The 26,120-nt window shown below is 61.0% G+C and carries 24 protein-coding genes and 1 pseudogene; 18 read left to right on the top strand and 7 right to left on the bottom strand.

What is annotated here, in order from left to right; genetic code table 11:
• Nucleotides 1–32: 32 nt before the first annotated feature.
• Genes ACP2YO_RS42115 through ACP2YO_RS42100 form a run of 4 tightly spaced genes read left to right on the top strand, consistent with a single transcriptional unit; the run spans nucleotide 33 to nucleotide 4,842 of the window.
• Nucleotides 33–1,271, top strand: coding sequence for an MFS transporter (locus tag ACP2YO_RS42115; RefSeq protein ID WP_426437072.1), 1,239 nt, complete (start codon nucleotides 33–35; stop codon nucleotides 1,269–1,271).
• A gap of 55 nt (nucleotides 1,272–1,326) precedes the next feature.
• Complete coding sequence (locus ACP2YO_RS42110) at nucleotides 1,327–2,526, top strand: FAD binding domain-containing protein (RefSeq protein WP_426437071.1); 1,200 nt, start codon at nucleotides 1,327–1,329, stop codon at nucleotides 2,524–2,526.
• A gap of 16 nt (nucleotides 2,527–2,542) precedes the next feature.
• The gene (locus ACP2YO_RS42105) at nucleotides 2,543–3,802 is read left to right on the top strand and encodes an LVIVD repeat-containing protein (protein WP_426437070.1); all 1,260 of its coding nucleotides are present in this window, start codon (nucleotides 2,543–2,545) and stop codon (nucleotides 3,800–3,802) included.
• Nucleotides 3,799–4,842 (top strand): Gfo/Idh/MocA family protein, encoded by a 1,044-nt coding sequence (locus tag ACP2YO_RS42100; RefSeq protein ID WP_426437069.1) that lies wholly within the window; start codon nucleotides 3,799–3,801, stop codon nucleotides 4,840–4,842. Before ACP2YO_RS42105 ends, ACP2YO_RS42100 begins: the two co-directional genes overlap by 4 nt.
• A 182-nt stretch (nucleotides 4,843–5,024) precedes the next feature.
• Here ACP2YO_RS42100 and ACP2YO_RS42095 read toward each other — a convergent pair whose 3' ends face one another.
• Nucleotides 5,025–5,585, bottom strand: coding sequence for a hypothetical protein (locus ACP2YO_RS42095; protein WP_426437068.1), 561 nt, complete (start codon nucleotides 5,583–5,585; stop codon nucleotides 5,025–5,027).
• 61 nt (nucleotides 5,586–5,646) lie between these two features.
• On the opposite strand from ACP2YO_RS42095, the gene istA reads away from it, so the two are divergent.
• Together istA and istB are read left to right on the top strand one after the other, a co-directional pair.
• Nucleotides 5,647–7,146, top strand: a complete 1,500-nt coding sequence (istA, locus tag ACP2YO_RS42090; protein ID WP_426443088.1) for an IS21 family transposase — start codon at nucleotides 5,647–5,649, stop codon at nucleotides 7,144–7,146.
• Nucleotides 7,146–8,009: an IS21-like element helper ATPase IstB gene (istB, locus tag ACP2YO_RS42085; protein ID WP_426435624.1), complete on the top strand. Its 864-nt coding sequence runs from the start codon at nucleotides 7,146–7,148 to the stop codon at nucleotides 8,007–8,009. Before istA ends, istB begins: the two co-directional genes overlap by 1 nt.
• 302 nt (nucleotides 8,010–8,311) lie before the next feature.
• Here the strand turns inward: istB and ACP2YO_RS42080 are convergent, their stop codons facing one another.
• Nucleotides 8,312–9,502 (bottom strand): thiolase family protein, encoded by a 1,191-nt coding sequence (locus tag ACP2YO_RS42080; protein ID WP_426437067.1) that lies wholly within the window; start codon nucleotides 9,500–9,502, stop codon nucleotides 8,312–8,314.
• A gap of 342 nt (nucleotides 9,503–9,844) precedes the next feature.
• On the opposite strand from ACP2YO_RS42080, the gene ACP2YO_RS42075 reads away from it, so the two are divergent.
• Complete coding sequence (locus tag ACP2YO_RS42075; RefSeq protein WP_426437066.1) at nucleotides 9,845–12,703, top strand: ATP-binding protein; 2,859 nt, start codon at nucleotides 9,845–9,847, stop codon at nucleotides 12,701–12,703.
• Between the two features lie 90 nt (nucleotides 12,704–12,793).
• Here ACP2YO_RS42075 and ACP2YO_RS42070 read toward each other — a convergent pair whose 3' ends face one another.
• A complete protein-coding gene (locus ACP2YO_RS42070; RefSeq protein WP_426437065.1) occupies nucleotides 12,794–13,126 on the bottom strand; it encodes a hypothetical protein in 333 nt (110 codons plus the stop codon).
• 307 nt (nucleotides 13,127–13,433) lie between these two features.
• Here ACP2YO_RS42070 and ACP2YO_RS42065 point away from each other — a divergent pair, with 307 nt between their 5' ends.
• The 11 genes and pseudogenes from ACP2YO_RS42065 to ACP2YO_RS42015 all read left to right on the top strand — a co-directional run bounded on the left by ACP2YO_RS42065 (nucleotide 13,434) and on the right by ACP2YO_RS42015 (nucleotide 23,993).
• A complete protein-coding gene (locus ACP2YO_RS42065) occupies nucleotides 13,434–14,543 on the top strand; it encodes an alkene reductase (RefSeq protein ID WP_426437064.1) in 1,110 nt (369 codons plus the stop codon).
• Nucleotides 14,544–14,615: 72 nt separating this feature from the next.
• Nucleotides 14,616–15,017, top strand: a complete 402-nt coding sequence (locus ACP2YO_RS42060) for a nuclear transport factor 2 family protein (protein ID WP_426437063.1) — start codon at nucleotides 14,616–14,618, stop codon at nucleotides 15,015–15,017.
• 438 nt (nucleotides 15,018–15,455) lie between these two features.
• Nucleotides 15,456–16,049, top strand: a complete 594-nt coding sequence (locus tag ACP2YO_RS42055; RefSeq protein ID WP_426437062.1) for a (2Fe-2S)-binding protein — start codon at nucleotides 15,456–15,458, stop codon at nucleotides 16,047–16,049.
• 3 nt (nucleotides 16,050–16,052) lie between these two features.
• Nucleotides 16,053–17,048 carry an FAD binding domain-containing protein gene (locus ACP2YO_RS42050; protein WP_426437061.1) on the top strand — a complete coding sequence of 332 codons (996 nt, stop codon included), beginning with the start codon at nucleotides 16,053–16,055 and terminating at the stop codon, nucleotides 17,046–17,048.
• On the top strand, nucleotides 17,045–19,258 hold the full coding sequence (locus ACP2YO_RS42045; protein WP_426437060.1) for a xanthine dehydrogenase family protein molybdopterin-binding subunit: 2,214 nt from the start codon (nucleotides 17,045–17,047) through the stop codon (nucleotides 19,256–19,258). Before ACP2YO_RS42050 ends, ACP2YO_RS42045 begins: the two co-directional genes overlap by 4 nt.
• Nucleotides 19,259–19,415: 157 nt before the next feature.
• A complete protein-coding gene (locus ACP2YO_RS42040) occupies nucleotides 19,416–19,991 on the top strand; it encodes a carboxymuconolactone decarboxylase family protein (RefSeq protein ID WP_309182251.1) in 576 nt (191 codons plus the stop codon).
• Nucleotides 19,992–20,060: 69 nt separating this feature from the next.
• A pseudogene (locus ACP2YO_RS42035) lies at nucleotides 20,061–20,758 on the top strand (glutathione binding-like protein).
• A gap of 47 nt (nucleotides 20,759–20,805) precedes the next feature.
• Nucleotides 20,806–21,363, top strand: a complete 558-nt coding sequence (locus ACP2YO_RS42030) for a 2,4'-dihydroxyacetophenone dioxygenase family protein (protein ID WP_426443449.1) — start codon at nucleotides 20,806–20,808, stop codon at nucleotides 21,361–21,363.
• On the top strand, nucleotides 21,360–22,187 hold the full coding sequence (locus tag ACP2YO_RS42025; RefSeq protein ID WP_426437059.1) for an alpha/beta fold hydrolase: 828 nt from the start codon (nucleotides 21,360–21,362) through the stop codon (nucleotides 22,185–22,187). Before ACP2YO_RS42030 ends, ACP2YO_RS42025 begins: the two co-directional genes overlap by 4 nt.
• Nucleotides 22,188–22,199: 12 nt before the next feature.
• A complete protein-coding gene (locus tag ACP2YO_RS42020; RefSeq protein ID WP_309182254.1) occupies nucleotides 22,200–23,150 on the top strand; it encodes a D-2-hydroxyacid dehydrogenase family protein in 951 nt (316 codons plus the stop codon).
• 309 nt (nucleotides 23,151–23,459) lie between these two features.
• Nucleotides 23,460–23,993, top strand: a complete 534-nt coding sequence (locus tag ACP2YO_RS42015) for an abortive infection family protein (protein ID WP_426437058.1) — start codon at nucleotides 23,460–23,462, stop codon at nucleotides 23,991–23,993.
• Here ACP2YO_RS42015 and ACP2YO_RS42010 read toward each other — a convergent pair.
• The 4 genes from ACP2YO_RS42010 to ACP2YO_RS41995 form a co-directional block, all read right to left on the bottom strand.
• Nucleotides 23,948–24,193 (bottom strand): hypothetical protein, encoded by a 246-nt coding sequence (locus tag ACP2YO_RS42010; RefSeq protein ID WP_426437057.1) that lies wholly within the window; start codon nucleotides 24,191–24,193, stop codon nucleotides 23,948–23,950. The two genes, ACP2YO_RS42015 and ACP2YO_RS42010, sit on opposite strands and share 46 nt — an antisense overlap.
• Nucleotides 24,194–24,264: 71 nt before the next feature.
• On the bottom strand, nucleotides 24,265–24,420 hold the full coding sequence (locus tag ACP2YO_RS42005) for a hypothetical protein (protein WP_426437056.1): 156 nt from the start codon (nucleotides 24,418–24,420) through the stop codon (nucleotides 24,265–24,267).
• 38 nt (nucleotides 24,421–24,458) lie between these two features.
• The gene (locus tag ACP2YO_RS42000) at nucleotides 24,459–25,205 is read right to left on the bottom strand and encodes a hypothetical protein (protein WP_426437055.1); all 747 of its coding nucleotides are present in this window, start codon (nucleotides 25,203–25,205) and stop codon (nucleotides 24,459–24,461) included.
• A gap of 62 nt (nucleotides 25,206–25,267) precedes the next feature.
• Nucleotides 25,268–26,053: an IclR family transcriptional regulator domain-containing protein gene (locus ACP2YO_RS41995; RefSeq protein ID WP_426437054.1), complete on the bottom strand. Its 786-nt coding sequence runs from the start codon at nucleotides 26,051–26,053 to the stop codon at nucleotides 25,268–25,270.
• Nucleotides 26,054–26,120 lie beyond the last annotated feature (67 nt).

Genomic DNA, 26,120 nt, shown 5'->3' with positions numbered 1-26,120 from the left:
TCCAAAAACGAAAAGTGTGGAGGAACGCAACGATGATAACGAACGAAGCTGTATCTTCGCCTTTGGTGGAAACCGACGCGAAGCCTTCGAGCACGCGACAGGCGATCGGCCTGGTGTTGCTGTTGGGCGTCTCATACATGTTCAACGCCATGGATCGGCAGGTCTTTCCGGCCCTTTTGGGCAGCATTCGCTCCGACTACGGTCTCACTCTTCCTGAAGCGGGCTTCGTAAGCACCGTATTCACGGTCAACGTGGCTATCTTCGCGGCTCTGAGCGGCTGGTTCATGACCAAGTTCGGACGGCGATACGTTCTGTTGGGCGGCCTTGTCTGCTACTCGCTGTTCACTCTGCTGACGCCGCTCGCCACCGGCTTCGTCAGCCTGACGATCTTGCGGGCCCTCACTGGCGTCGGAGAGGCGCTACAGGTGGGTGCCGTCTTTGCGTGCATGGGAGCGTACTTCGGTGCGCGGCGCGGCGCCGCCATGGGCGCTATGCAGACATTCTTCGGCTTGGGCGCGTTCCTGGGGCCAGTCCTCGGCACTCGCCTCGAAGGCTGGACAAGTTCCTGGTCGTCGTCGTTCTACGCCTACGGGATAGCCGGCATCGCGGTGGCCGTCGTCGCTGCGATCGTCATCCCTCTGGAATTCACCGATGCCGGCCCGAAGTCGTCGCTGGTACGGGATATCGAGGAACCGGCTGGATCGATCTGGACACGCAATTTGGTCCTGAGCTCGGTCTCGTTCGGGCTCGTCGGCTTCTCGTTCTTCTCGTACTCGGCGCTCTATGCGAGTTACGCCCATACGGTCCTTGCTTTCTCGGTCGTCGATGCCGGTGCGGCGCTTGGCATGTACGGCATCGGTGCCATGCTTGGTGTGTTCGGCGGTTGGCTTGGCGACAAGATCAGCAACAGGAGCATCGTTGGTGCCCTCCTTCTTATGGCGACGTCCGGCTACGTACTGTTCGACGGCATCGCTGAATTCAGGCTTCACTTGCTGCTATCGCTGATCTTTGGCCTGACGATGAGCGGCTTCCTGTTCACGAGATTCATGTCGGTCGTGCAGCGAAGCGTTGATCCGAGCCAGATCGGCTATGCGGGGGCCGTCGCTCTCGCCGCGTTCTACTTGCCGGGACCGGTTGCCGGCTGGCTTTTCGGCAAGCTGGTGGAGATGGCCGGGTGGTCCTTCGCTTCGCTTCTGGTGGTCGTGGGACCACCGCTGCTCGGGGTGGTGCTGATGAGCTTGTACGATTTCTCCAAAATGCGGAAAGATTGAGAGGAGTTTCGCGATGACAAAGACGAATGGTTCTTCACCTTCACGCCGCGCGATCGTGATCGGCGGCTCGATGTCGGGTCTCTTCGCAGCTTCACTTCTGCGGAAGGCCGGCTGGGAGACCGACGTATACGAGCGTAGCGATGTCGAACTTCGTGGGCGGGGAGCGGGAATCGTCACCCATCCCGATCTCATACAGTCGCTGGAGCGAAGCAGCGCACGATTGAATGATTTGGGCGTCACCGTCCACGAACGCGTCGCTTTGGATTCTCAGGGCAATGTGATCGAGCGACTACCCTACGAACAGATCGTCACGTCCTGGGATCGACTGCACCAGATTATGCGAGCCACGATTCCTCAAGGCACGCATCATCTCGGTTACAATCTGAAGGCCATCGAGCAGGACGCGGACTCCGTGACGGCGATCTTCGAGAACGGCGAACGTGTGACCGGTGATCTGCTCGTCGGCGCTGACGGGTTTCGCTCGGTCGTGCGCAACATGTTCGCCCCGGAGATTCAGCCGATCTACGCGGGTTATGTGGTATGGCGTGGTCTTGCTGACGAGGACGCCATTCCGAAAGAGGCGCACGCTGCGGTCTTCGACAAGTTCGCGTTCTTCTTGCCGCCTCATAACAAGAATATCGGCTATCCGATCGCCGGACCGGACAACGATCTGCGGCCCGGCCATCGTCGGTGGAATTGGGTCTGGTATCGGGCGGTCGACCGAGCCGCTTTGGACAATATACTGGTCGACGAAGACGGGGTGTACCACGCCGTTTCGATCCCCCCGCCGAAGGTCCGAGCCGATGTCATCGCACGTCTCAAGGAAGACGCGCGGGAGTTCCTGCCTCCTCCGATGCGCGATATTCTGTTTTGCGTCGCCAAACCCTTCTTTACGCCGATCTACGATCTGCTGGTCGAGAGGATGGTGTACGGCCGCGTCGCGCTGATCGGCGACGCCGCGGCGGTAGCTCGGCCTCACATCGGCATGGGTATCGCCAAGGCCGGCACGGACGCGGAGGTGCTGGCAGACTCGCTCGCAAGCCATCCGAATTTGCTCGAAGGTCTGTCTCGCTTCGAGCGTGAGCGTCTGCCGATCGCCGGGAAGGCCGTGGCCCAGGGGCGCAGCCTCGGAGAATACATGCTCGCTCATGCGTCGCCCGGAAATGGGGCCGACGACGCGCATTGGCGTGAGTTCCACAGCATTCCGGGTATTCTGAAGCACACTGCGTCGTCCGCATTTCTTCATTCAGCGTAGGAGCTTGGTACGTCACATGGGAAGTCAGGTTCTTCCGGTCCCCGAACTGGCACGCAACATGCGGCTCATCGGGCATTGCGATCAAGGCGGCCGTCCGGACGGCGTGCAACTCATGGTCCACCGCGGATTCGCGTATATCGGCCACATGTTCTCTAAGGGTTTCAGCGTCGTGGATGTCAGGGATCCCACGCGGCCAAAGACAGTGGATTACGTCGCTGCTGCTCAGAACACTTGGAACATTCACCTCCAGACGCAGGACGATCTGCTCCTCGTCATCAATGCCAAGGACATGTTTGCCGCCTCGGAGTTTCAAGACGAGAAGGCCTACTACAAGGGAGAGCTCGGGAGGAAGGTCGGCACGGCGGATATCGGCCGGCGGCCCCGCGACTGGCGGGCAGGTCTCGCCGTCTACGACATCTCGCGAAGCGAAGCGCCGCGCGAGATAGGGTTCATGCCGATCGAGGGCGGCGGCATCCACCGCCTATGGTATACCGGCGGGCGTTGGGCCTATGCGTCGGCCCTGATCGACGGCTTCACCGACTACATCTTCATCACGATCGACATGAGCGATCCTGGCCGTCCCAAGGAGGTCGGACGGTACTGGTTGCCGGGAATGAATGCCGCCGCGGGCGAGGCCACCGTGGCGGATCCCTCGCGCAGGCAGGGCTTGCATCACCCCATCGTCCACGGCGATACGGCCTATCTCGCCTGGCGCGATGCCGGGATGGTGATCCTAGATGTCAAGGATCGAACCGAACCGAGGCTTATCGCTCACAAGAATTGGTCTCCGCCGTTCGGCGGAGGTACCCATAACTGCCTGCCGCTGCCCGATCGCGATTTGGTGGCGGTGCTTGACGAGGCCGTGCTGGATCATCAGGAGGACGGCGAGAAGCTGGTATGGTTGTTCGACATCCGCGAGCCGTCCAACCCGGTGAGCATTTCGACCTTCAAGTCGCCCTCGGATATCGATTACAAGGCGAAGCCGGGGCATTTCGGCCCTCATAATCTGCATGAAAACCGACCGGGCAGCTTCATAAGCTCCGAACTGATCTTCGCGACGTACCAAAACGCCGGGGTGCGGGTGTTCGACATTCGCGACCGCTACGCACCTCGTGAGGTTGGCGCGTTGGTTCCACCGGCTCCGAACGGTCTGGTCGATAGCCGACCTGGTCGACCGAGGGTCATTCAATCTGCGGACGTTTTCGTCGATGCGTCGGGCCTCATTTACAGCACCGACTACAATGGCGGGCTCTACGTGATGGAGTTCAAAGCGTGAGTTCGTCGACCGCCCGAACTCGTGCGACAAAGGCAGCGATCGTCGGCCTGGGATGGTGGGGTCAGCACATCCTGCGGCAGACGATCGGATCCGACGTCATTCATATAGTGCAGGCGGTCGGAAACCGTGATGAGCAACGGGCACTTGCAGGAAAATATGGCGCGGACTTCACGACGGATCTCGCTCGGGTTCTCGCCGATCCTTCCATCGATCTCGTCATTCTGGCGACGCCCCATTCGCTGCATGCGCGACAGATCGAAACGGTGGCTCATGCGGGCAAACACGTCTTCTGCGAGAAGCCGATCGGGCTCGACGTGACGGAGGTCAGACGAGCGCTCGATGCGTGTCGCGCCACAGGAGTTCGCCTCGGCGTCGGACATGAACGCCGGTTCGAGCCGGCGATGGACGAACTGCGTAAGTTGCTGGCCGATGGCTTCTTCGGAACGATCATGCACGTCGAGGCGTGTTTCCATCACGACAAACTCCGTGGCATCGCTGGAGGGAATTGGCGGGTCAGCGCGCAGGGTGAGGTGCCGCTCGCGATGACGGCGACGGGTATCCACCTGACGGACATGTTCTTGGATCTGTTCGGCCCTGTCGAGACCGTGACGGCTTTTCCCGCGACGCGCATTGAAAACACGGGCTACGCAGACACTCTATCCGTACACGTCGGCTTTGCGTCCAAGGCTACTGGTTACTTCTCCAGCGTGCTCGCCACGCCATTCTATTCGCGGCTCACGGTCTTCGGCAGCGAAGGGTGGGCTGAAGTCCGTGACGCGTCCCATCCGGACCAATCCGGTCCTAGCACGCTGACCGCGCAGCGTCGCGCGTTCGGGCCCATAGTCACGACGCTGCCCGGCAAGGATGCCGTGCGGGCCAATCTCGAGCGGTTCGCGCTGTCGCTCGGAGGCGAAGCGTCCTATCCATTTACCGAGGAGCAGATCTTGGGCAACATTGCCGTGATGGTCGCCGTATCGCGATCAATTTTGGACGGGCGGACCGTGCCGATCGCCGAGATCCTGCCTCGTTCGCCGATCTAGCGTTTGGCACCGCAATCGTCCCACCTCGCAGCCCGTCGTAGTCGAGCGGGCCGTCGGTCGTCCGTGCAAGTGCAGCGACAAGCAATCGCCGGCGAGCGGTAAGGCTCGCCGGCGAAAGACGGCCATCGCTCGATTGGGGGCCGGCGTCATCCACCCTCACGGGCAGAGAGGTCAGCGGCTGGTCAGGCGGCGGCTTTGGCCGTCGGGTAGTCGGTGTAGCCTTGCGAGTCGCCGCCGTAGAACGTCGATCGGTCGTAAGCGTTGAGCGGCAGTCCCTGCCGCAGACGCTCCGGCAGGTCCGGGTTCGAGATGAAGTGGCGCCCGAAGGCGACGAGGTCGGCGTCGCCGGAGGCGACGATGGCTTCTGCCGAGGCCGGGTCGAAGCCGCCGGCAGCGATCAAGGTTCTCGAGAACTTCGGCCGCAAATGCTGGACCGCGACGGGAGCCTGGCCGAAAGCGATCTCCTCGGTACCCTTGATGCGGGGCTCGACGACATGGAGGTACGCGATGCCCAAGCGATCGAGCGCGGTTGCCACGTATCCGAAGGTCGCCTGTGGATCGCTGTCCGACATCGACCCGTACGTGCCGCTCGGAGAGATGCGCAAGCCCACTCGGTCGGCTCCCCAGACCGAAATGGTGGCCTGTGTCACCTCCAGCAGGAAGCGCGCCCGGTTTCCAATGGGGCCGCCGTATGTGTTTCGGCATGGAATAAGGACCCCGTATTCGGGGTAATCGGCATCCAATCGGGACCCCGGGACAAGGGTCCACAGTGGCTTCCATCAAGTCATGGAAGCCGAGGTTGGGATGCTGGTGGTGGAGACGATTGCGAAGATCCGTCGCGCCTATTTTGTTCATGGTCAGCCCATCAAGGCGATCTGCCGGGAGCTTGGCGTATCGCGCAAGGTGGTCCGCAAGGTCATCCGTTCGGAGGCGACGGAGTTCCGGTACGAGCGAGAGACGCAGCCGCTTCCGAAGATGGGCCCGTGGAGTGCCGAGCTTGACCGGTTGCTGGCGGCGAACGAGAGCAAGACGACGCGCGAACGGCTGACGCTGATCCGCTTGTTCGAAGAGCTTCGCGGCCTCGGATATGCCGGCGGCTACGACGCGGTTCGTCGCTATGCGCGGCGGTGGAGCCGAGAGCGTGGCGCCTCGACGACCTCAGCTTATGTGCCGTTGAGCTTTGCGCCCGGCGAAGCCTACCAGTTTGACTGGAGCCACGAAGTCGTCCTGTTGAGCGGGACCACGGTGGTGGTGAAGGCGGCGCATGTCCGGCTTTGCCACAGTCGGATGCTGTTTGTTCGGGCCTATCCGCGCGAGACGCAGGAGATGGTGTTTGACGCCCACAACCGGGCGTTCGCACTGTTCAAGGGGACTTGCCGGCGCGGCATCTACGACAACATGAAGACGGCGGTGGAGACGATCTTTGTCGGCAAAGGCCGCCTCTACAATCGGCGCTTCCTGCAGATGTGCAGCCATTATCTGGTCGATCCGGTTGCCTGCACGCCAGCGTCGGGCTGGGAGAAGGGACAGGTCGAGAACCAGGTCGGGTTGGTCCGCGAACGCTTCTTCACCCCGCGGCTGCGCTTCAAGACATTGGATGAGCTGAACGCCTGGCTGCTCGATAAATGTATCGCCTACGCCAAGGCTCATCGGCATCCAGAGTTCGCCGACCGGACTGTCTGGGAGATCTTCGAGGCCGAGCGACCCAATCTCGTGCCGTATGCAGGTCGGTTCGATGGCTTCCATGCCGTCCCGGCCTCGGTCTCCAAGACCTGTCTGGTGCGCTTCGACAACAACAAGTACTCGGTTGCGGCAAGCGCGGTCGGGCGGCCCATTGAGGTCCAGGCCTATGCTGACCGCATCGTGATCCGCCAGGACGGCCGGGTCGTTGCCGAACATCCGCGATCATTCGGTCGCGGCGAAACGGTCTACGACCCCTGGCACTATGTGCCCGTGCTGGTGCGCAAGCCCGGTGCCTTGCGTAATGGCGCTCCCTTCAAGGACTGGGTGCTGCCCGCAGCGATTGAGCGTGTACGGCGCAAGCTCGCCGGTGCCGATGATGGCAATCGACAGATGGTCGATATCCTCAATGCGGTGCTGACAGACGGATTGCCCGCGGTGGAAGCCGCCTGCGCCGAGGCGGTCGCTCATGGCGTTCATTCCGCTGATGTCGTGCTCAACATCCTGGCTCGTCAACGTGAACCTGCCCCACCGGCCAACATCATGACGCCGGCCGCCTTGACGCTTCGCTATGCGCCGATCGCCGATTGTGCCCGCTACGACAACCTCCGGAGGACAAACTGATGGAACGAACCCAAATCTTCGATCTCATGGGCGAGCTTAAGCTCTACGGTATGAAGGCCGCCTTCGACGAGATCATGGCGACCGCCGTCAAACGCCAGCACGAACCCCAGCGCATCGTCGGCGATCTGCTCTCCGCCGAGATCAACGAGAAGCAGGCCCGCTCGATCAAATACCAGCTCACCATCGCCAAGTTGCCGCTTGCCAAGGACATCGCAGACTTCCAGTTCGACGGCACGCCGATCAACCAGACGCTTGTCAATGATCTCGCCGGCGGCGGCTTCATCGCCCAGCAACGCAACGTCGTCCTGGTCGGCGGAACGGGCACCGGCAAGACCCATCTGGCCATTGCTATCGCGCGAAGCTGCATCCGATCCGGCGCCCGTGGCCGCTTCTATAACGTGGTCGACCTCGTCAACCGCCTTGAGACCGAGACCCGCAACGGGCGACAGGGCCGGCTTGCCGAGCACCTAACCCGCATGGACTTCATTGTCCTGGACGAGCTCGGATATTTGCCCTTTGCCCAGTCCGGCGGTCAGCTTCTCTTCCACCTCGTCAGCCGCCTTTATGAGCGCGCCTCCGTCCTCGTCACCACCAATCTGGCATTCGGCGAGTGGCCGAGCGTGTTCGGCGACGCCAAGATGACAACCGCGCTGCTCGATCGTTTGACTCATCACTGCGACATCGTCGAGACCGGTAACGACAGCTGGCGCTTTAAAAGCCGCGACGACGATCAAACAACCCGCGCTCGCGCCGTCTCCGCAACCCCGGCCAGCTCCGACGCCGCGAGCGCTACCATCAAGACTCGCCGATCAAAGGGGTCCCCTTTGGACGCCGATCGGGGGTCCCAGTCCAACGCCGATTGACAATAATACCGGCCATCTAGTCCGAAATTACCGCCGCCTGGGTTCAGCCCGGGTATCACGCCGGTCTCGCGCACCACACGCGCCTTGCCATCGAGCGCCAGAATGCGGTCCGAGCCACTGTTGACGAAGAGCAATGAACCGGCGACGCCGAGTCCGCGCGGGTCGACGATACGGTCGTCCTCACTGAAAGGGCCTTGCAACTCGCCGTTCGCATCGAACGCCAACAACTTGCCGTAACCCGAGCCATTCGCGCCCGAGGCACTTGTTACGAGGAGGGCCATGGGAGGCTCCTATGGTTATCCTCAACCAATCATCTCGAGGGTCAGGGCGATCCCCTGGCCGCCGCCGATGCACATCGTGACGATACCTTTCCCGAGACCGTCCCGGCGCATCGAATGGAGGAGGCGGGTGGTCAGGACGGCGCCGGTCGCGCCGATTGGATGGCCGTGCGCGATGGCGCCGCCCTCGACATTCACGATCTCGGGCGGCAGCTTGAGTTCCTGCATGACCGCAAGGGCTATGGCGGCAAACGCCTCGTTGATCTCGATGCGATCGACGTCAACATTGCTCCAGCCGGCGCGCGCCAGCGCCTGTCTGACAGCGGGGATCGGGCCGAGGCCGAACATACCCGGCTCGACCGCCGCGATACCGTAGGACACGAGCTTGGCAATCGGTGCCAGACCGCGTTTGGCGGCCCAATCCTCTCCCGCCAGCACCATCGCCGCTGCGGCGGTGTTCAAGCCGGGGGCATTGCCAGCGGTGATCGTGCCGCCATCGCGGAAAGCCGGCTTCAGCTTGGCCAGCGCCTCGATCGTCGCGTCCGGGCGGTTATGCTCATCGACCCGGAACGTGCTCGGTCCCTTTCGGGCGCGAACGTCGACCGGCACGATCTCGTCCTCGAATTTGCCGGCGCTCTGCGCGGCAGAAAATCGCGTATGCGAACGCAGGGCCCATTCGTCTTGCTTTGCTCGGCTGATCTGAAATTTCGTGGCCAGGTCTTCCGTGTGCCAGCCCGAGTGCGCGTCCGAGAAGGCATCGTTGAGGCCGTCGCGCAACACGCTGTCGTAGAGGATGCCGTCCCCCAAGCGGTGGCCCCATCGGCCGCGCGCGACCAGGTAGGGAGCTGCGTCCATGTTCTCCATGCCGCCCGCGATGGCTGCATCCACCGAACCCATCAGGATTTCGTGTGCTGCGGAAACGATTGCCTGCGCGCCGGAGCCGCAGACGCGATTCACCGTCATGGCCGGTACCTGGACCGGGAGTCCCCCGTGGATCGCTGCTTGGCGCGCGGGATTCATCTTGTTGCCGGCCTGCACCGTGTTTCCCATGACGACCGTGCCGACCTCGTCAGGCCGCAGGTTGGACCGCTGAAGAGCGGCATCGATGGCCGCCGCGCCCAGTTCAACGACCGGAATATCCTTCAAGGTACCGCCGAATGTTCCGATGGCCGTCCGAACCGGCTCTACGATCACTATCGAGTGCTTCGATGTCATGGAAAGACCTCCGCCGAAAAGACGCACAGCAAGCGAGAACCTAGCTGTCGTGCATGGAAGGATTCCGGCAGAGCGGTCATCGTAATAAAGCTTATTCCTGCGCGGAATATGCGGTTGGGGAAGGAGGGGGCCATAAACCGTCGACCTTCCGATCATCGGCCATGTTACGTCTTTGTTCTGATTGTGCTTTCGGCCTTTCGTGGAGTGTGCTCGGATCCCCACGAAGATACTGCCAACCCGGCTGGCCCAGAGTGGGCGTTGGCAGTAGAATGTATTGGCAGTAGAATGAAGCGTGCTTCCCATGTAGATCGCCGATGCCGAGCCATCGGCGGGAATGCTTGTATGAACAGTCTTCGCAATGTTCAGCCCGGAGACGTATATTCCTTTGGCCCGTTCAGTCTGTTACTGGCGGGCAGGATGCTCAAGAGAGCGGCTGAAACGATACCGCTGGGAGGGCGCGCGCTCGACGTCCTGATCGCCTTGACGGAGCGGGCTGGCGAGGTCGTCAGCTACAGCGAGCTAATTTCCTTGGCGTGGCCGAATGTTACTGTGGACGAGTCCAATCTCCGTGTTCAGATTGCCACCCTCCGGAAAGCGCTGAGCGACGGAGAGCACGGCGCTCATTACATTTCGAATGTTACAGGTCGCGGCTATTGCTTCGTCGCGGCCGTTTCGCGTTCGACCGGGCGGCTGACCGTCGCGGAAGGAAACTCGGACGGCGAGCAGCTCAGAAAGCTGCCGCCGCGATTGGCGCGGATGGTCGGTCGAGAAGAAGCTGTTCGAGCCGTATCGGAGCAGCTCGCTGCAGAGCGCTTCGTGAGCATCGTCGGTCCGGGCGGCATAGGCAAGACCACGGTCGCGATTTCGGTCGCGCATGCATTGCTGAACGGCTTCGGCGGCGCCGTCTCCTTCGTCGATCTGAGTTTATTGACGAATCCCCGGCTCGTTCCCACGGCAGTCGCTTCAGCGCTTGGCTTCATGATCCAAGCTCATGATCCATTCGGGAGCCTTGTGGCCTTTATAGGTGACAAGAAGGTCCTCCTGATCCTCGACAACTGTGAGCACGTGATCGATTCGGCAGCCGAGTTGGCCGAACGGCTCGTCAGCGAGGCACCGCAAGCGCATATCCTCGCGACCAGCCGCGAGTCGCTGCGTGTCGAAGGTGAACACGTCTACCTTTTGTATTCCCTTGCTTGTCCGCCCGGGCATGCCGATCTTACCGCCACGGAAGTGCTGAGCTATCCGGCTGCTCAGATCTTCATGGAGCGGGCCGCAGCTGGTGGCCACGGAGCGGGTCTGAGCGACATTGAAGCGCCGATTGTCGCTACGATCTGTCGTCGACTTGATGGTATCGCGCTCGCGATCGAACTCGCCGCCAGTCGTGCCGGTTCTATTGGGATTCGCGGAATCGCGGAGCTGCTTGATAATCGCTTCAGCCTGCTCTGGCATGGACGCAGGACCGCGCTGCCCAGACACCAGACCCTGAACGCTATGCTCGATTGGAGTTACAATCTACTGCCCGAGCTGGAGAGGGCCGTTCTTAGCAGGCTCTCGGTATTCGTGGGCGATTTCACGATCGAGGCGGCCCGCTCTGTCGCGTCCGATACGCTCGGCGAAGAGGCGAGCACTACAGATGCTCTCGACAGCCTGCTCGCGAAGTCGCTGATCTCCACAAGCTGGATATCCGGCTCGACATACTATCGCTTGCTCGACACGACGCGCGCCTACGCGAGAGCAAAGCTTGCCGATCGAGGGGAGGAAGCTTGCGTCGCCCGGCGGCATGCAGAGTTCTATTCCGCCTTTCTCCAAAGCGACGACATCACGCGCTCAAGGATCGGCAAAAACAATCTTTCAAAATACGCTCCGCATATAGGAAACGTGCGTGCGGCGCTGGAGTGGGCATTGTCCGATCGTGACGATCCCACCTTTGGAGTGGCTCTCGTCGCGCAATCGGCGCCGCTGCTACTGGGCCTGTCTCTGCTGGAAGAGTGCAGGCGCTTTTGCGAAAGCGCTCTGGCGGCTCTCGACGATGCCGGCAACTCTACCAGAACGGAGATGATCCTCCAGGAATCGCTGGCGCTCGCGTCGATGTACACGCGCGGAAATGACCCCAACGTTCGCGCGGCAATCGCGCGTGGGCTCGCGCTTGCCGAAGCGCTCGAGGACAGGTCGCGCCAATTGCAGCTCTTGGCGAGCTTGAATTTGCTCCTCGTCCGACAAGGTGATCTTCGCGGCGCAAGAGCGGCTGTCGACAAAGGAAAGAGCGTAGCACAAGCAATCTCGGACCCCGCTGGCCTTATCTGGGCCGATTGGATGACGGGTGTCTCCTATTACTTGAGTGGAGATCAAGGCGCTGCTCAGTTTCACCTCGAAAATGGAATGTCTTTTGCTTCCGAAAGCGGTTCACACCATGCCAACTACTTCGGGAGCGTCAATCGCATAGGGGCCAAGGTGGCTCTCGCCCGAGTCTTGTGGTTGCGCGGGTTTCCTGATCGGGCCATGACAATGGCGCAAGATGCAATCGATGAGATGAGCCGCGACGGAAGCCATCCCGTATCCGTTTGTACGTCCCTTCTCTATGGCAGTTCGGTTATTTTTTGGACGGGGAATCTCACGACGGCTTGGGAGTTGGTTGAACAGTTGATAGCTTTCGCTGGACGACACTCCCTGGCACCCTATCGGGCCGCGGGCATCGGGTTCAAGGGACAACTGCAGATCGCGAGAAATGAGGTGCCGGCAGGAATAGAGTCGTTGAGGGAAGCTTTGGAGCTTATGCAGATTGAACAGTACAATGTGACTCGTACCAGCCTCATGGGTGCGCTCGCAGACGGGCTCCGAAAGGTCGGGAGGTTAACAGAAGCGCTCGCAACGGTTGATGACGCGATTGCCCGATCGACCGATACGGGTGCTGAATTTGACGTACCAGAACTGCTGCGAATCGAAGCGCAAATCCTCGCAGCGCGCGAGGACCATAAGGCCGCTAGGAGTTGTTTGAAGGACTCGATTGCAAAGGCGCGGGTACAACAAGCGCTCAGCCTTGAACTCAGGTCGGCGATGACACTTGCCGGCCTGCTGCAGCGTGAAGGCAAGCCGGCCGAAGCTCGTCGATGCCTGGCGAGTGTATTCGAACGTTTCACGGAAGGTTTCGAGACCGCGGATCTCAGGGCGGCGCGTGGGCTCCTTGAAGAGCCGCGCCCATAATTTTAGACGGGCGGAGAGTCCCGATAACGTCCTTGTCCATACAGCGGAGCCGCTTAGGGATCTGCTGGATCTTCGGCTTTTTGCCGAATTTCAAGACACCACGAACGCCTTCGACTGGACGATGGCCACTTCGCCTGTGCCGTGCTCGTCAGCAATGAGCTTCGTGATTACCGAGGCAAGATCGGTTATCAGGGACTGACCAGAACGGACCCCCTCATTGGTGAGCAACCGACGATCGCTGTCGCGCACGTCGTGAGGCGCCACAGCGGTTTCATCGTTACCGCCAACGATGAGTAGCATGGTCTGTCGAACTCCCTTGCCTTGACCTTTTATTTCGCGCTGGACGATGAACTCATCGTCCAATTGATCATTCTGCGTAGCCGCCGCGATATCCTGCGGGCGACGTTTCCCGTCCAAGGTCATCTCGGCGTCTCCACGTTTAACAGTTTCTTAGAACGTTTAACTCGCCTTCGCAGGAGGATTGCGCAACGTTTAAGCGAGCAATCGGGTTGTTACCGGCTCCTCATCTGCGAGAAGAATACCCATGCGGGACGCCAGCGGCCGAGTCGGGACGGAGAGACGTAACGAGGACTGCCAAGCCATCGCCAGCACGACGTGGACCGTATTCACGAAAAAGCACGGCTCGATCCCGTCGCGCTACTCCCGGACGCGGCTGATGCCGTGAAATAGCGACCATCCGCCGTGTCACTCAAACCGACAGGAGCAAACTATGAGCATGCTGTTCTCGGCGGCCAGGATTGGCCCCTATCAACTTTCCCATCGCGTCGTGATGGCGCCGCTGACGCGGATGCGCTCCGATCCAGGCGACATTCCGAGCGACCTGATGGTCGAATATTATTCCCAGCGCGTATCAGAAGGTGGGCTCATCATTTCCGAGGCGACGCCGATCTCGATCCGCGGCTACGGCTATGCTGGCGCGCCAGGTATTTACTCGGACAGTCAGATCAAGGGATGGCGCTGCGTCACCGATGCGGTTCATGCCAAGGGCGGCCGGATGTTCCTGCAGCTATGGCATGTCGGCCGCCAATCGCATACCGACCTGCAGCCCAATGGCGAGGCGCCGGTTGCGCCGTCCGCGATCGCGGCGGAAGGTTATGCCTACACCAAAAAAGGAGAAGTGCCGTTTTCGATGCCGCGCGCGCTTACTTTGGAGGAGATTCCGGGGATTGTCGAGGAGTTTCGTGCTGGTGCCGAGCGCGCATTGAGCGCAGGTTTCGATGGTGTCGAGATTCACGGCGCGAACGGCTATCTGCCCGATCAGTTCCTCGAGGACGGCACCAACAAGCGCACGGATGAATACGGTGGTTGCATCGAAAACCGCGCGCGCTTCCTTCTTGAGATCAGCCGGGTCGCGATTTCGGTCTGGGGAGCCGATCGCGTGGGTGTGCGGCTCTCGCCGAGCAGCACCTATGGCTCGATGTCGGACAGCGATCCGGCCGCGACTTTCGGCTATGTGGCAGGCCAGCTTGATCACTTGGGCGTCGCCTATCTTCACGTGATCGAGCCGCGCATCAAGGGCATCGAGGAGATTTCCAAGGGGCAGGCTCCGGTTGCCGCGCAGCAACTGCGGCGGAAATTCAGCCGCACCTTGATCGCTGCCGGCGGATTTAACGGTGAGAGCGCCGCGGCCATTATCGCGGCCGGCGACGCGGACCTCGTCGCGTTCGGCCGCCACTTTATCGCAAATCCGGATCTTCCCGAACGGCTGCGGCATAAGTTGCCTTTAAACCACTATGACCGGTCGACGTTCTACGGCGGCGACAGGCGAGGCTATATCGACTATCCGAGGCACGCCGAGATATTGCCGTCAGAGCTCTAGTTCTGCACCGAAGCGGTGGGGCGCCGCACGGCCGGCCCGTGGCATCGTGCGGCCTGAAAGCGCCCTATCCTGATGATTGTGAAAAACATGCCGAGCAATCCTTCATCGTCTAGCGAGCCGCCAATCGAGCTCCCTCCATTGGTTGCTGCCTTCGTCGAGGCGACAAACAACTTCGACTTGGATCGACTTATGGTCACGTTTGCTGACGATGCGCTTGTCAACGATCAACTACTTGATTACTGGGGCAAAGCGGCCATCAGACGCTGGGCAGAGCGGGACATTATCGGCGAAAGACTGACGATCGCGGTCACAAGAGTGGTGGAGCATTACGATAGCTTCGTTGTTACTGGCGAAATTGATGGAAATTTTGATAAGCGTGGTTTGCCGGAGCCGCTTGTCCTGGCCTTTTATTTTATGCCTCACGATGATCTCATCGTCCAGCTGATCATCTTGCGCAATCGTCGCGACATTTGACGTTTGATTGACCCGACCTCCGCCGGCCGGGTTCCAAGTACATGGCTTCAGCGTACGCGTCAGGATTTACAAAATCTTAGAACGTTTAACTCGCCACGGAGGTGAAGTCGCGCGACGTTAGTCCCTGCGGCGTGTTCTTCGGACCTGTCCTAGAGGAGAACGCACATGTGAAACACGACAAGCCAGGTCGGGGCTGCAGAAGGTAAACAAGGATTCCGCATCGGAACGCGGGCCGCAACTCGTAGCATGACGGCGGCGGCCCCGAGGCCGCAGAAGGTCACGAATTTCGAAGCGGTGCTGCTTGCCGTAACCAGTCACGATCTTCGTCAGCCACTGCAGGTCATTCAGAACGCTCGCGAACGCCTCGGATATGGAGTTCGAACGAGCTCGGGCGGCGCGCGATGATAGGAACGGGCGTGCAATTGAGAGGAATGTAGCATGAGCAAGTCCGACACGATCACTCCTGCCGGTCAACACGTCGCCAAAGATTCGTCGCCGGCAGGAAACGAAGCGTTTGCCGTGAGACCGGTGCGTTTAACGGTCAACGGCCGGGACTGCACCGCACTTGTCGAGCCGAGGACGACACTTCTCGACGCCCTGCGCGGAGCGTTGTCGCTGACCGGGACGAAGAAGGGCTGTGACCGCGGAGAATGTGGAGCATGTACGGTGCACGTGGATGGCCGCCGCGTGCTCTCTTGTATGTGTTTGGCCGCAATGCAAGAAGGCAAACGTATCACCACGGTCGAGGGATTGGAGCTAAACGGAGAGCTTCACCCGGCGCAAGCGGCCTTCATAGAACATGATGCTTTCCAATGCGGCTTCTGTACCGCGGGGCAGATCATGTCGGCCGTGGCCATGATTGAAGAAGCAAAAGCGGGATGGCCAAGTGCCGCTACACAAGATGTCGCCAAGCCGTTTACTATGAGCAATTTTTCGCTCCAGGAGATCCGAGAGCGAATGAGCGGCAATCTGTGTCGTTGTGCGTGCTACCCGCACATTGTGGTTGCCGTGGAAGCTGTGGCAAGGAACTGAGCCATGCACCCCTTCAGCCTTTCGTACGCACCCGATGCGGCGAGCGCAATTGCCGCGCATGCTGGCCATCCTGGGCTGGCGTTCATTGCCGGAGGTACGGACCTGATTGGCCTGATGAAAGATCGCTTGACGCTCCCCGACTGCGTGATGGACATCAATGGCTTGTCGGACTTCTCGCTGATCGAGCCGCTGCCCGGAGGGGGCATCCGTATCGGCGCATTGGCTCGCATGAGCGACGTCGCGGCGAACATGGAGGTACGGAGGCGATTTCCGGTGGTTGCCGAAGGGCTCCTGTTCGCCGCCTCGGGTCAGCTCCGGAACATGGCGTCGATTGGCGGCAACATCATGCAGCGGACTCGTTGCGCTTACTTTCGCGATGAGGATCGTCCCCCCTGCAACAAGAGGCAGCCGAACTCAGGTTGTTCGGCTCTCAACGGTGTCAATCGCAATCATGCGATTTTCGGATGGTCCGATGCCTGCATCGCCACCCATCCCTCTGACGTGGCCGTCGCATTCGCTGCCATGGACGCGATCGTCCTGATTCGTGGGCTGTCAGGGGAGCGATCAATTCCGTTTACAGACTTCCATTGCCTGCCGGGCAACACGCCCGAGCGGGATAACGTGCTCGAGCGCGGCGATTTGATTGTTGCGATCGAGGTGCCAGGCAGGCCCGAGGGTCGAGCCTCGCATTACCTGAAACTTCGCGACCGTCAGTCGTATGAGTTCGCGCTCGTATCTGCGGCGGCTGCGGTAGCCATGGATGGCAAACGCATTCGCTCTGCCCGGTTGGCGATGGGTGGAGTTGCTCCCAGGCCGTGGCGGCTCGCCGCAGCGGAAGAAGCGTTGGGCGGGATTGCGTTGGATGAAACCGATAAGCTGAGAGCTGCCATCGCCACGTCCTTTGCCGACGTCCGTCCCCATGCCCACAACGCTTTCAAGATCGAACTTGCGCAGCGCGTCGCTCTGCGCGCGCTGCAAACCGCAGGAGCGCGCGCATGACCACCATCGGACAGCCAGTCTCGCGTTATGACGGACGCCTCAAGGTCACCGGAGCGGCCGCCTACACCGCCGATATCTTCCTCCCCGGCGCCACGCATGGCGCTATCGTCCAGAGCACGATCGCAAACGGGCGCGCCGTGTCCATCGATACCGCAGCAGCCGAAAGGGCTCCGGGTGTGGTAGCAGTCTTCACTTACCGCAACATGCCGCGCATGAAATCGACGCCGCGACCGTGGAACCACCTCCATCCCCATGGCCAGTCCTATCTTCCCCTCCAGGATGACAATATCCACTACGCCGGCCAGCCAATCGCATTGATCATTGCCGAAACGCTTGACCAAGCCGCGCACGCTGGAACACTCATCGAGGTGAGCTACGAGACACGCGACCCGGTTCTCTTCGGCCCCAAGATGGTCAAGGAGGCCGTGGACCCGCCACAATTCCTTTGGCCGGTCTCATCGTCCGTCGGAAACGCTGAGAAAGGAATCGCCGACGGCTCTATTCGAATCGAGCAGACCTACACCACGTCCGACCGACATCACAACCAGATGGAGCCGCACGCCACGACTGCGGTGTGGGCAAGCGACGGTACACTCACATTGTATGAAACGACCCAACATATTTTCGGGGCTCGCGAGCTCATATCGATCGTGCTCGGGATGCCGCTCGAGAAGATCATTGTCGTAAGCCAGTTTATCGGAGGCGGTTTCGGCGGCAAGGCATACGTCTGGCCCCACACGCTGCTGACTGCACTTGCCGCGAAAGCGGTTGACCGACCAGTGCGCCTACAGTTGACCCGGGCGCAAATGTATTCGATGGTCGGCTATCAGTCGGCGACGGTGCAGACCATAGTAGTCGGCGCTCGCGAGAACGGAAAACTTACTGGCATTCGCCACGAGAGCGTCTCCGCTACTTCCGTCTTCGATGACTACATAGAATACGCGGCCCTGTCGACAAGGTCGCTATGGGCAGTGAGTGGTGGCATTTCAACCAACCACAAGATTGTCCACGCAAACCGCAACACGCCGACTGCGATGCGCTCTCCGCACGAGGCATTGGGCCATTTTGCGCTGGAAAGCGCCATGGACGAGCTTGCCTACGCGAGCGGTGTGGATCCTGTCGCGTTGAGATTAGTCAACGATGCGGAGCTTGACCCTCATAGCGGCCGTCCGTACTCCAGTCGCGCGATGCGGGAGTGCTTGATGGAGGGTGCTGCGCGGTTCGGTTGGGACAAGCGCTCGCCCGAGCCGCGTTCGATGCGAGATGGTCGTCATCTGATCGGCCAGGGGATGGCCGGTGCCATCTACACGCACTGGCGCTGGCCGGCAGAGGCGCGAGTGATCATCCTCGCCGACGGCACGGCTTTGGTCGAAACTGGATCCCACGATCTGGGAACGGGGACTTACACGGTAATGAGACAGATCGCGGCCGATGGATTAGGCATATCGCTTGACAAAGTATCCGTGCGACTCGGGGATACCAGATTGCCCGCCTCACACGCGTCCATCGGCTCCGCCACGATGGCGAATGCAGGGGCATCCGTCATGCTGGCGGCGCAGGCTGCGCGCAGTAAAGCGATCGAACTGGCGCTGAGTGGTCGCGATGCTCCGTTGGCGGGCGCAGTCGCCAAGGAGGTCACGCTGGCAGATGGGTTCATTTCAGCCGCGGCAAGAAACGTAAAAGTAAGCTACGCCGAACTCCTAGCGCGCAGCGGTCTCTCCGAACTGGCCGGGGAGGGCAAGTACGATCCGGTCGAGGAGGCAAATGGGCCGAAGGCGATCTTCAGCTTTGCCGCAGTTTTTGCAGAGGTTCGGGTCGATCCAGAGCTCGGCGTGGTGCGCCTGAATCGGCTTGTCGGAGCATACGACGCCGGCCGCATTGTCAACCCAAAGACAGCCCGCAGCCAAGCGATCGGCGGAATCATCTGGGGAGTAGGCCAGGCTCTTATGGAACAGTCTGAGATGGATCAGGTGCTTGGGCGTTTCCTCAATCGCAACTATTCCGGTTATCTCGTGCCGACGAACGCCGACATCCCAGAGCTAGAAACCCTATTTGTCGGCGAATTCGATGAGGAGGCAAGTCCGTTGGGCGCAAAAGGCCTCGGCGAGCTTACAGCCGTATCAGTTGCACCGGCGATAGCGAATGCTGTTTACCACGCCATCGGCAAACGCATACGGGATCTGCCAATCACGATAGAAAAGCTCCTATAGCAGAGTTTTCTCGTTCAACGGAATCGGGCGTTGCTCGAAGCGGGGAAGTCTATTCCCAACCGGAATGAAGCATATCTCCGCATCATGTCTGCCGTTGCGTCGGGCAAAGGCTCACTGTGAGGCCACGTCGTTCCATGTTCAAAAAAGGAGAAGAGAAATGATAAACGGCTTTACACTTTACGACGCGAACACGGCGCCGGCACCATCTGCCGAGATTCTCAACAACGTCCAGAAGGCCTGGGGCTTCGTGCCCAATCTGCACCGCGTTCTCGCCCAGAGCCCGGCGGCGCTTGAGGCCTACAGCACACTTTGGGGCATCGCTGAGAAGACGAGTTTCACGCCGCAGGAGCGCAACATTGTTTACCTTGCGATCATCTACGAGAACGAATGCACCTATTGCATGGCGGGTCACACAAATCTCTCGCGTATGGCGAAGGTCGACAACGCGGCCATCGCGGCTGTCCGCGAAGGCCGTCCCATCGCCGACGCAAAACTTGAGGCGCTGCGCCAGTTCGCCGCAAAAGTCACTCGCCAGCGTGGCGTGGTGAGCCAGACCGACGTCGCTGCCTTCAAGGCCGCGGGTTATGACAATCGTGCAGTGCTCGACGTGCTCGTTCTCGCCGCAACCAAGCTGATCTCGAACTATACCAACCACCTCGCCGAGACTCCGAACGACTCGTTCATGAAGGGCGCTGAGTGGACTGCCCCAGGTAAGTTGAAGCCTGCCGCCTGATGCGCGACCGAGGCCGCCCTCGCTGCTGCGCGGGGCGGCCTTCGAACTTGGCATACAAGGAGACGGAAGATGATCGAGCTCTACTACTGGCCTACGCCGAACGGCCACAAGATCACGATGTTCCTGGAAGAAGCTGGGCTGGAGTACGCGATCCATCCTGTCGACATCAGCGCCGGAGATCAGTTCAGACCCGACTTTCTCGCCATCTCGCCGAATAATCGCATGCCGGCGATCATCGACACTGCGCCGGCCGACGGAGGCAATGCGATCAGCGTGTTCGAGTCGGGCGCCATCCTGCTGTATCTGGCCGAGAAGATCGGCCGCTTCCTTCCAAAGGTGGCCGCAAGACCGCGATGGAGTGGCTGTTCTGGCAGGTCGGTGGCTTAGGGCCGATGGCCGGACAGAACCACCATTTCGGGGTCTACGCGCCGACCAAGATCCCGTACGCGATCGACCGTTACGTCAAGGAGACGAACCGTCTCTACGGAATCCTCGATCGCCACCTCGAAAACCGCGCATTCATCGTCGGCGAAACCTACAGCATCGCCGACATGGCATCCTATCCATGGGTCGTTCCGTGGAAGCGCCAGCAGCAGAATCTGGACGACTTCCCGAACCTGCGGCGCTGGTTCGATGCGGTGCGCCAGCGCCCCGGCACGCAACGAGCCTACGCGAAAGGCGAACCATACTCGAGCCGCCCTGCGGTTACGGAAGAGGGAAAGAAGATCCTTTTCAGGCAAACAGCGAGCACGGCGTCGGTGGCCTGACGGAGGGATAGAACGTCGTTTCACGCGATGGAAGGAGAACAGCGATGATGTCCTCGTCGGAAAACATGCAGGCGTCTGGAAGCAGGCCCATCGATCAAAGCAAGATCGCTTACCAGAAACCGCAGCCCATCGGCATGGTGCGGGATGTATTCATTGGCTCTGCGCTGGAGCTTGACGGGGATGAACGGGAATGGGTCCCGCAATCGCCGACCGTCGCCTTCAGGCCGCTCGTGCTCAATGTGAGCCAAGGCTACTACATCAACATCCTTCGGGTCCGGTCCTCGGGTGTGTTGTCGCGCCACAGACATTCCGGACCCGTGCATGCCTTCACGTTGCGCGGAAGCTGGCGGTACCTCGAGCACGACTGGGTAGCGTCCCCTGGGGACTATGCGTTCGAGCCGCCCGGCGAGACGCACACGCTCGTCGTTCCGGACGACGTCAAGGAGATGGCCACGCTCTTCCACGTGACGGGCGGGTACACTTACGTCGATCCTTACGGCGAGGCGCTCGGATACGAGGATGTCTTCACCAAGCTCGAACACGCCATGCAGCACTACGAAGCCGTCGGGCTCGGCAAGGACCATGCGAAGAGGATCATCCGATGACGAAGCGCGAGACCGTCGATGTCAGCGGCGTTCCGATCAGCTATCTCACCGCTGGCGAGGGCGGCCCCTTGGTGCTGCTGCTTCATGGCACCTATTGGAGTCGTGTCTGGCAGCCCGTCCTCGAAGGCATCGCCGCTGCTGGTCTCCGGCCGGTGGCGGTCGATTTTCCCGGCTTCGGCTGTTCCGGAGGCGAACTCACCGTAAGCAAGGCTTCAGTTCCGCACCTCTCCGCCTGGCTGGTGCGATTCCTCGCAGCGCTCGGGCATAAAGGCGCGGTGATGGTCGCTGGCCATGACATCGGAGGAGGCGTCGCACAGCATCTCGCGCTCGCAGGAACCGTGGAGGTGCCGCGGGTAGCCGTGGTGAACGGCATTATGTACGACTCGTGGCCGGTGCCTGGCGTTGCCCGCTTCCGGGATCCGGCAGTGGCTGCCGCAACAACGCGGGACGACGTTCTCGCCGCGCGCCGTGTGTCCGTTGTGAAAGCGCTTGGTCGTCCCGCAAGCGAAGCCGAGCTCAACGAATATCTTGATCCCTGGCGGGATCCGCGGGTTGCCCGCTCGTGGCTGGCGCTCGCGGGCGCCGCCGACCACCGCCACACCATGGAGATGCTGCCGGCCCTTCTGCAGTCCAAGACGCCGAAGCTTCTGGTGTGGGGCGAGGATGACCCATTCCAGACGATCGACTATGCCGAACGTTATGCCCGCGAGATTCCGGACACGAAGCTCGTTCGGATCAAGTCGGCCGGACACATTCCGATGGAGAACGACCCCAGGACAGTGGCCCGAGCGTTGACTGAGTTCTTTACCGCCGATCGAAGTTGACGGAGGACTTCCATGAAAGTGGCAATCCTCGACGACTATCAGAACGTCGCGCTGCAACTCGCCGACTGGTCCGCTGTGCGGCAGCGCGCGGAGATCACGGTCTTCAACGATCATCTGGCTGATCCGGCCGCCGTCGTCGCACGCCTGCGGCCGTTCGAGGTGGTGTGCGTCATGCGCGAACGCACGCCGCTTGCGAAGGAGACCCTGCGGCAGCTGCCGAAGCTCAAGCTGATAGCGTCGACCGGACCGCGAAACGCTTCCATCGACACGAAGGCCGCCGCCGATCTCGGCATCGCCGTTACCGCAACGGGCTACGATGCCACCCCGACCATCGAGTTCACCTGGTCGCTGATCCTGTCTTGCATGCGACGCATCGACCGGGAGGCTGCTTCGCTCAGGGCCGGTGGGTGGCAGACCGGCCTCGGCTCGAACCTGCGGGGAAAGAGCCTCGCGGTCGTCGGGCTAGGCAACATCGGACAGGAAATCGCGCGCATCGGTCTCGCCTTCGGCATGAAGGTGATCGCCTGGAGCCAGAACCTGACCGAGGAGAAGGCCAGCGCCATGGGTGCAATCCTCGTCGACAAGCAGACCTTGTTCCGCGAAGCTGATCTCGTCACGGTGCATCTTGTCCTGAGCGGCCGCACCAGGGGCCTGATCGGTGCACCCGAGTTCGCTCTGATGAAGCCTACGGCGAGATTCGTGAACACGTCACGCGGTCCGATCGTCGATGAGGCGGCCCTGGTCGAAGCGCTGCAGGCGCGAAGGATCGCCGGCGCGGCCATCGACGTATTCGACGTAGAGCCGCTGCCTCCCGATCATCCCTTCCGGAAGCTGGAGAACATCCTCGCAACGCCACACATCGGCTACGTCAGCGAAGATCTCTATCGGACCTTCTACGGCGATGCTGCGGCCAGCATCGTAAAATGGCTCGAGGCCAATCGCGCTCAACAAACCGCACCGTAGGTGGCACACTTGCCATGTTAAGCTGGGTGTAGCCAACCGGCGGGTAGGATCGCAGAATCCTCCAATCCCGCACAGCGTCGATCGCCGCAGTAGTGAAGTCGGCAGTTGAATCCACCCCAATTTAGTTAACTCAACGGGGGCGGGGACGACAATTTCCAGGTCGTATGGGAGAGCGGGGACCGCGTTTTCTGCCGAAGATGGGGCCTAGGTACGGACGGAAACCGCAGTGCCGCGCTGGCGGAGTTGTCTGCCGCCGGGCACCCGAGGCCTGACACTCTCAATCGCCTCGCTCGCGAATGCGGACGGGGAATGGGCAGCACGACCGCTCGAGAGGGCCCTGGCAAGCGCGGAGAACGATCCCGAAGACGCGGTGACGTCGGCATGCTCGGCCGTGGAGAGCGTCTGCAGGTCGGTCTTGATCGAGCTTGGCCTGCCCCTGCCGCCAAGAAGGACGTGCAGGGACTGTATCAGGCCGTCCGCGAGCCGCTCGGCCTGACGCCGGACAAGACCGGCCTTTCAGATGACATCGCGAATGACGTACGCACCATCCTGGGCGGTCTGAACTCGGTGGTGAACGGGATCGGCGCGCTCCGTACGCACGGTGGCGATGCTCACGGCCGCGAACGCGGGTACCGTCGGATCGATCCTTGCATCGCCCGGCTCGCGATCCACTCCGCCAGCACCGTCTCGCTGTTCCTGGTCGAGACGTGGCAGAAGAAGCAACCGGCGAGGCACTCAAATCGCGCTGAACGACAGGAAACCATCGGCGGTCCCCACCATCTCTCTGCGCTCCTATCTCAGCTTCTTGTAGCCTGTGCCTTCGAGCACGCGATGACCTTCTGACACTCGGCATCGATCAGTTGCCACTTCGATTTCAACCAGTCCTGAGTCAGCGTCTCGGAGAACTCGACAGGCATTTTTCCCTTGGCGTTGGCCTTGCCGAACTTCCAGAGTTCGAACGGGGGCTTCGGGTCGCTTCCGCGCACGAAGAGGTGCCCATGAGCCAACGCGTCCCTGACGTGCACGACGGATTCGTCGATCATGTGCTTCTTTTCGTGGTCCTCGAGGCACCGATGATAATCCTTGATGAGCTCGCCCAAGGAGATGAAGTTCGTCAGATAGTTCCGACACGCGACTTTGTCGCCCATATTTGGAAAGGCGGAACACTGCTCGTACTTTTTTCGACGAGGAAGCCGCGCAACAGAGTTTCGAGCGCCTGTAGATTCAGGACGATATTGCCGACCCCGTTGATGTGATCCTTTTCTTCCATCGCCGTCTCCTGCTCCGTTCGACCGACTTCGACCCATCCTAGTTCCACAGGACGCCGCTCGCCAGTTTGCGCGCGCGCGTGCGCAGCCACGCATATCGCTTCTTCTTGGCCTCCTTGGCTTCCGCGGACGACGCGTAGCTCACCATGTAGTCCAGTAAGGGCTTGAACGGCTTGCGCATCCCGACGAGCATCCGCTTGAAGCGGTATTCGTAGGTGAAATAGAAGGCGCCCGCGATGACGAACGAGAGCGATATCATCATGATGGATTGGAGCATCTTTCGCGGAAGGTCCGCAGGCTGCAGGAGGGGCGCGGCGTAGAGCGCGGCGATGGCCTGGGCCATCAGGATGCCCGACAGGACGGCGAGAAACTTGATGACGAGCCAGGTCATGGCCGCCGTTATCCACTCGACCAGGACGAGGCGGTTCGCACAGCCGAAGATACCGCTGACGAGATAGCTCATGAATTGGGGCAGCACGACCGCGGCGTAGATCGAGGCGATCAGATAGCTCTCGTCGCGAAAATCCATTGAAGTTTTCTGAAACCAGACGACGAAGCCTCCGACGAGCGAAGCGCCGCTCAGGATGGAGCCTGAAATGCTCCGCTCGTTCGCCCACACGTAATAGAACAGGCCCGAAAACAAGGTGAGCATCAGCCAGAACGCGTACCATATGGTGAAGACGTGTGCGGGATGCTTGCGTCGCAGATACAGCGTGGCGACGACGAGACCTGCCAGCAGAACGACGTCGGCGGCGCTCAGGGCGAGATAGACTGTCCAATTCGTCATTGCGTACCTTCCGTCGTCTGTCCTGTCGAGATTTCGACGGTGTTCACCCGCTGCGCGCACCGCTAGGCGAGCTTACCCCGAGCTTTGTTGGCTGCGGACCACCGTCTCTCGATCTCCTTCACTGCCGCCCGCATGCTGGGCAGATACTTCTTCGCGGCAACCTCTGGGGGCATCGACGAGGAGAAGAAGATGAGATTCAGGCTGCCGAGAACGGGGCCACCGCCCGGAATGGCCAGCGCGATGGCACTGATGCCCGCCTCCGAGCCACCGACGGACGACGCGTAGCCGTCCTTCCTTGTTTGCGAGAGAATATCGTCGATGAAACGGCGGTCCTTCGCCAACGCCGCGTCTTCCTCGACCAGCGATGCGGTCAGATCCAGCATTTCTCGCCGCAGCGCCGGCGCGGAGGCGGCCAGGATGGCCTTCCCGAGCGCGCTGCGCACCAAGGATCTCCTCCGTCCGACCATGGAGCGATGAACGGAGAACGGACTGAAGGGATGTGTGCTCTCGCGGATAACCACCGAGCCGAGCTCGAAGACCCCGAAGTCGCTGGGCCACGAAACCTGATCGAGCAGGCCAAACATCGCCGGCAGTGCTGCCTGGCTCGATAGGTCGCGTGAAGAAACGCCCTCGCTGAGGGTGCGCACCTGAGGCGTCAGGCCGAACAAGGCGTTCGTTTCGTTGAAAGTTACGTAGCCGTCTTCGCGCAGCGTATCGAGCAAGCGATAGCAGGTCGTCCGGTTGAGACCGGTCCTCTTCGCGAGCTGCACTGCGTTCGACGGTCCGCTCGAATTGAGTTCGTTGATCAACGCCAATCCTCGGGATAGTGCCCTGACGTTGCGGTGCATGATCCTCTCCGGCCGTGTTCGCACTGCGAACATTTCACAGAGTCTGATGGAATCATAGTTCGATCGG

The sequence above is a fragment of the Bradyrhizobium genosp. P genome (assembly GCF_049949265.1).
In the GTDB taxonomy this organism is placed as follows: Bacteria; Pseudomonadota; Alphaproteobacteria; order Rhizobiales; family Xanthobacteraceae; genus Bradyrhizobium.
Note: the sequence above shows the minus strand (reverse complement) of the source record. Positions and strands in the feature narration are given on the sequence as shown.

Bases quoted from the DNA above. Each gene is read 5' to 3' on its own strand.
- ACP2YO_RS42115 (WP_426437072.1), top strand. From the start codon at position 33: ATGATAACGAACGAAGCTGTATCTTCGCCTTTGGTGGAAACCGACGCG.
- ACP2YO_RS42105 (WP_426437070.1), top strand. From the start codon at position 2,543: ATGGGAAGTCAGGTTCTTCCGGTCCCCGAACTGGCACGCAACATGCGG.
- istA (WP_426443088.1), top strand. From the start codon at position 5,647: ATGCTGGTGGTGGAGACGATTGCGAAGATCCGTCGCGCCTATTTTGTT.
- istB (WP_426435624.1), top strand. From the start codon at position 7,146: ATGGAACGAACCCAAATCTTCGATCTCATGGGCGAGCTTAAGCTCTAC.
- ACP2YO_RS42080 (WP_426437067.1), bottom strand. From the start codon at position 9,502: ATGACATCGAAGCACTCGATAGTGATCGTAGAGCCGGTTCGGACGGCC.
- ACP2YO_RS42075 (WP_426437066.1), top strand. From the start codon at position 9,845: ATGAACAGTCTTCGCAATGTTCAGCCCGGAGACGTATATTCCTTTGGC.
- ACP2YO_RS42070 (WP_426437065.1), bottom strand. From the start codon at position 13,126: ATGACCTTGGACGGGAAACGTCGCCCGCAGGATATCGCGGCGGCTACG.
- ACP2YO_RS42065 (WP_426437064.1), top strand. From the start codon at position 13,434: ATGAGCATGCTGTTCTCGGCGGCCAGGATTGGCCCCTATCAACTTTCC.
- ACP2YO_RS42060 (WP_426437063.1), top strand. From the start codon at position 14,616: ATGATTGTGAAAAACATGCCGAGCAATCCTTCATCGTCTAGCGAGCCG.
- ACP2YO_RS42055 (WP_426437062.1), top strand. From the start codon at position 15,456: ATGAGCAAGTCCGACACGATCACTCCTGCCGGTCAACACGTCGCCAAA.
- ACP2YO_RS42050 (WP_426437061.1), top strand. From the start codon at position 16,053: ATGCACCCCTTCAGCCTTTCGTACGCACCCGATGCGGCGAGCGCAATT.
- ACP2YO_RS42045 (WP_426437060.1), top strand. From the start codon at position 17,045: ATGACCACCATCGGACAGCCAGTCTCGCGTTATGACGGACGCCTCAAG.
- ACP2YO_RS42040 (WP_309182251.1), top strand. From the start codon at position 19,416: ATGATAAACGGCTTTACACTTTACGACGCGAACACGGCGCCGGCACCA.
- ACP2YO_RS42030 (WP_426443449.1), top strand. From the start codon at position 20,806: ATGTCCTCGTCGGAAAACATGCAGGCGTCTGGAAGCAGGCCCATCGAT.
- ACP2YO_RS42025 (WP_426437059.1), top strand. From the start codon at position 21,360: ATGACGAAGCGCGAGACCGTCGATGTCAGCGGCGTTCCGATCAGCTAT.
- ACP2YO_RS42020 (WP_309182254.1), top strand. From the start codon at position 22,200: ATGAAAGTGGCAATCCTCGACGACTATCAGAACGTCGCGCTGCAACTC.
- ACP2YO_RS42015 (WP_426437058.1), top strand. From the start codon at position 23,460: ATGGGCAGCACGACCGCTCGAGAGGGCCCTGGCAAGCGCGGAGAACGA.
- ACP2YO_RS42010 (WP_426437057.1), bottom strand. From the start codon at position 24,193: ATGATCGACGAATCCGTCGTGCACGTCAGGGACGCGTTGGCTCATGGG.
- ACP2YO_RS42005 (WP_426437056.1), bottom strand. From the start codon at position 24,420: ATGGAAGAAAAGGATCACATCAACGGGGTCGGCAATATCGTCCTGAAT.
- ACP2YO_RS42000 (WP_426437055.1), bottom strand. From the start codon at position 25,205: ATGACGAATTGGACAGTCTATCTCGCCCTGAGCGCCGCCGACGTCGTT.
- ACP2YO_RS41995 (WP_426437054.1), bottom strand. From the start codon at position 26,053: ATGCACCGCAACGTCAGGGCACTATCCCGAGGATTGGCGTTGATCAAC.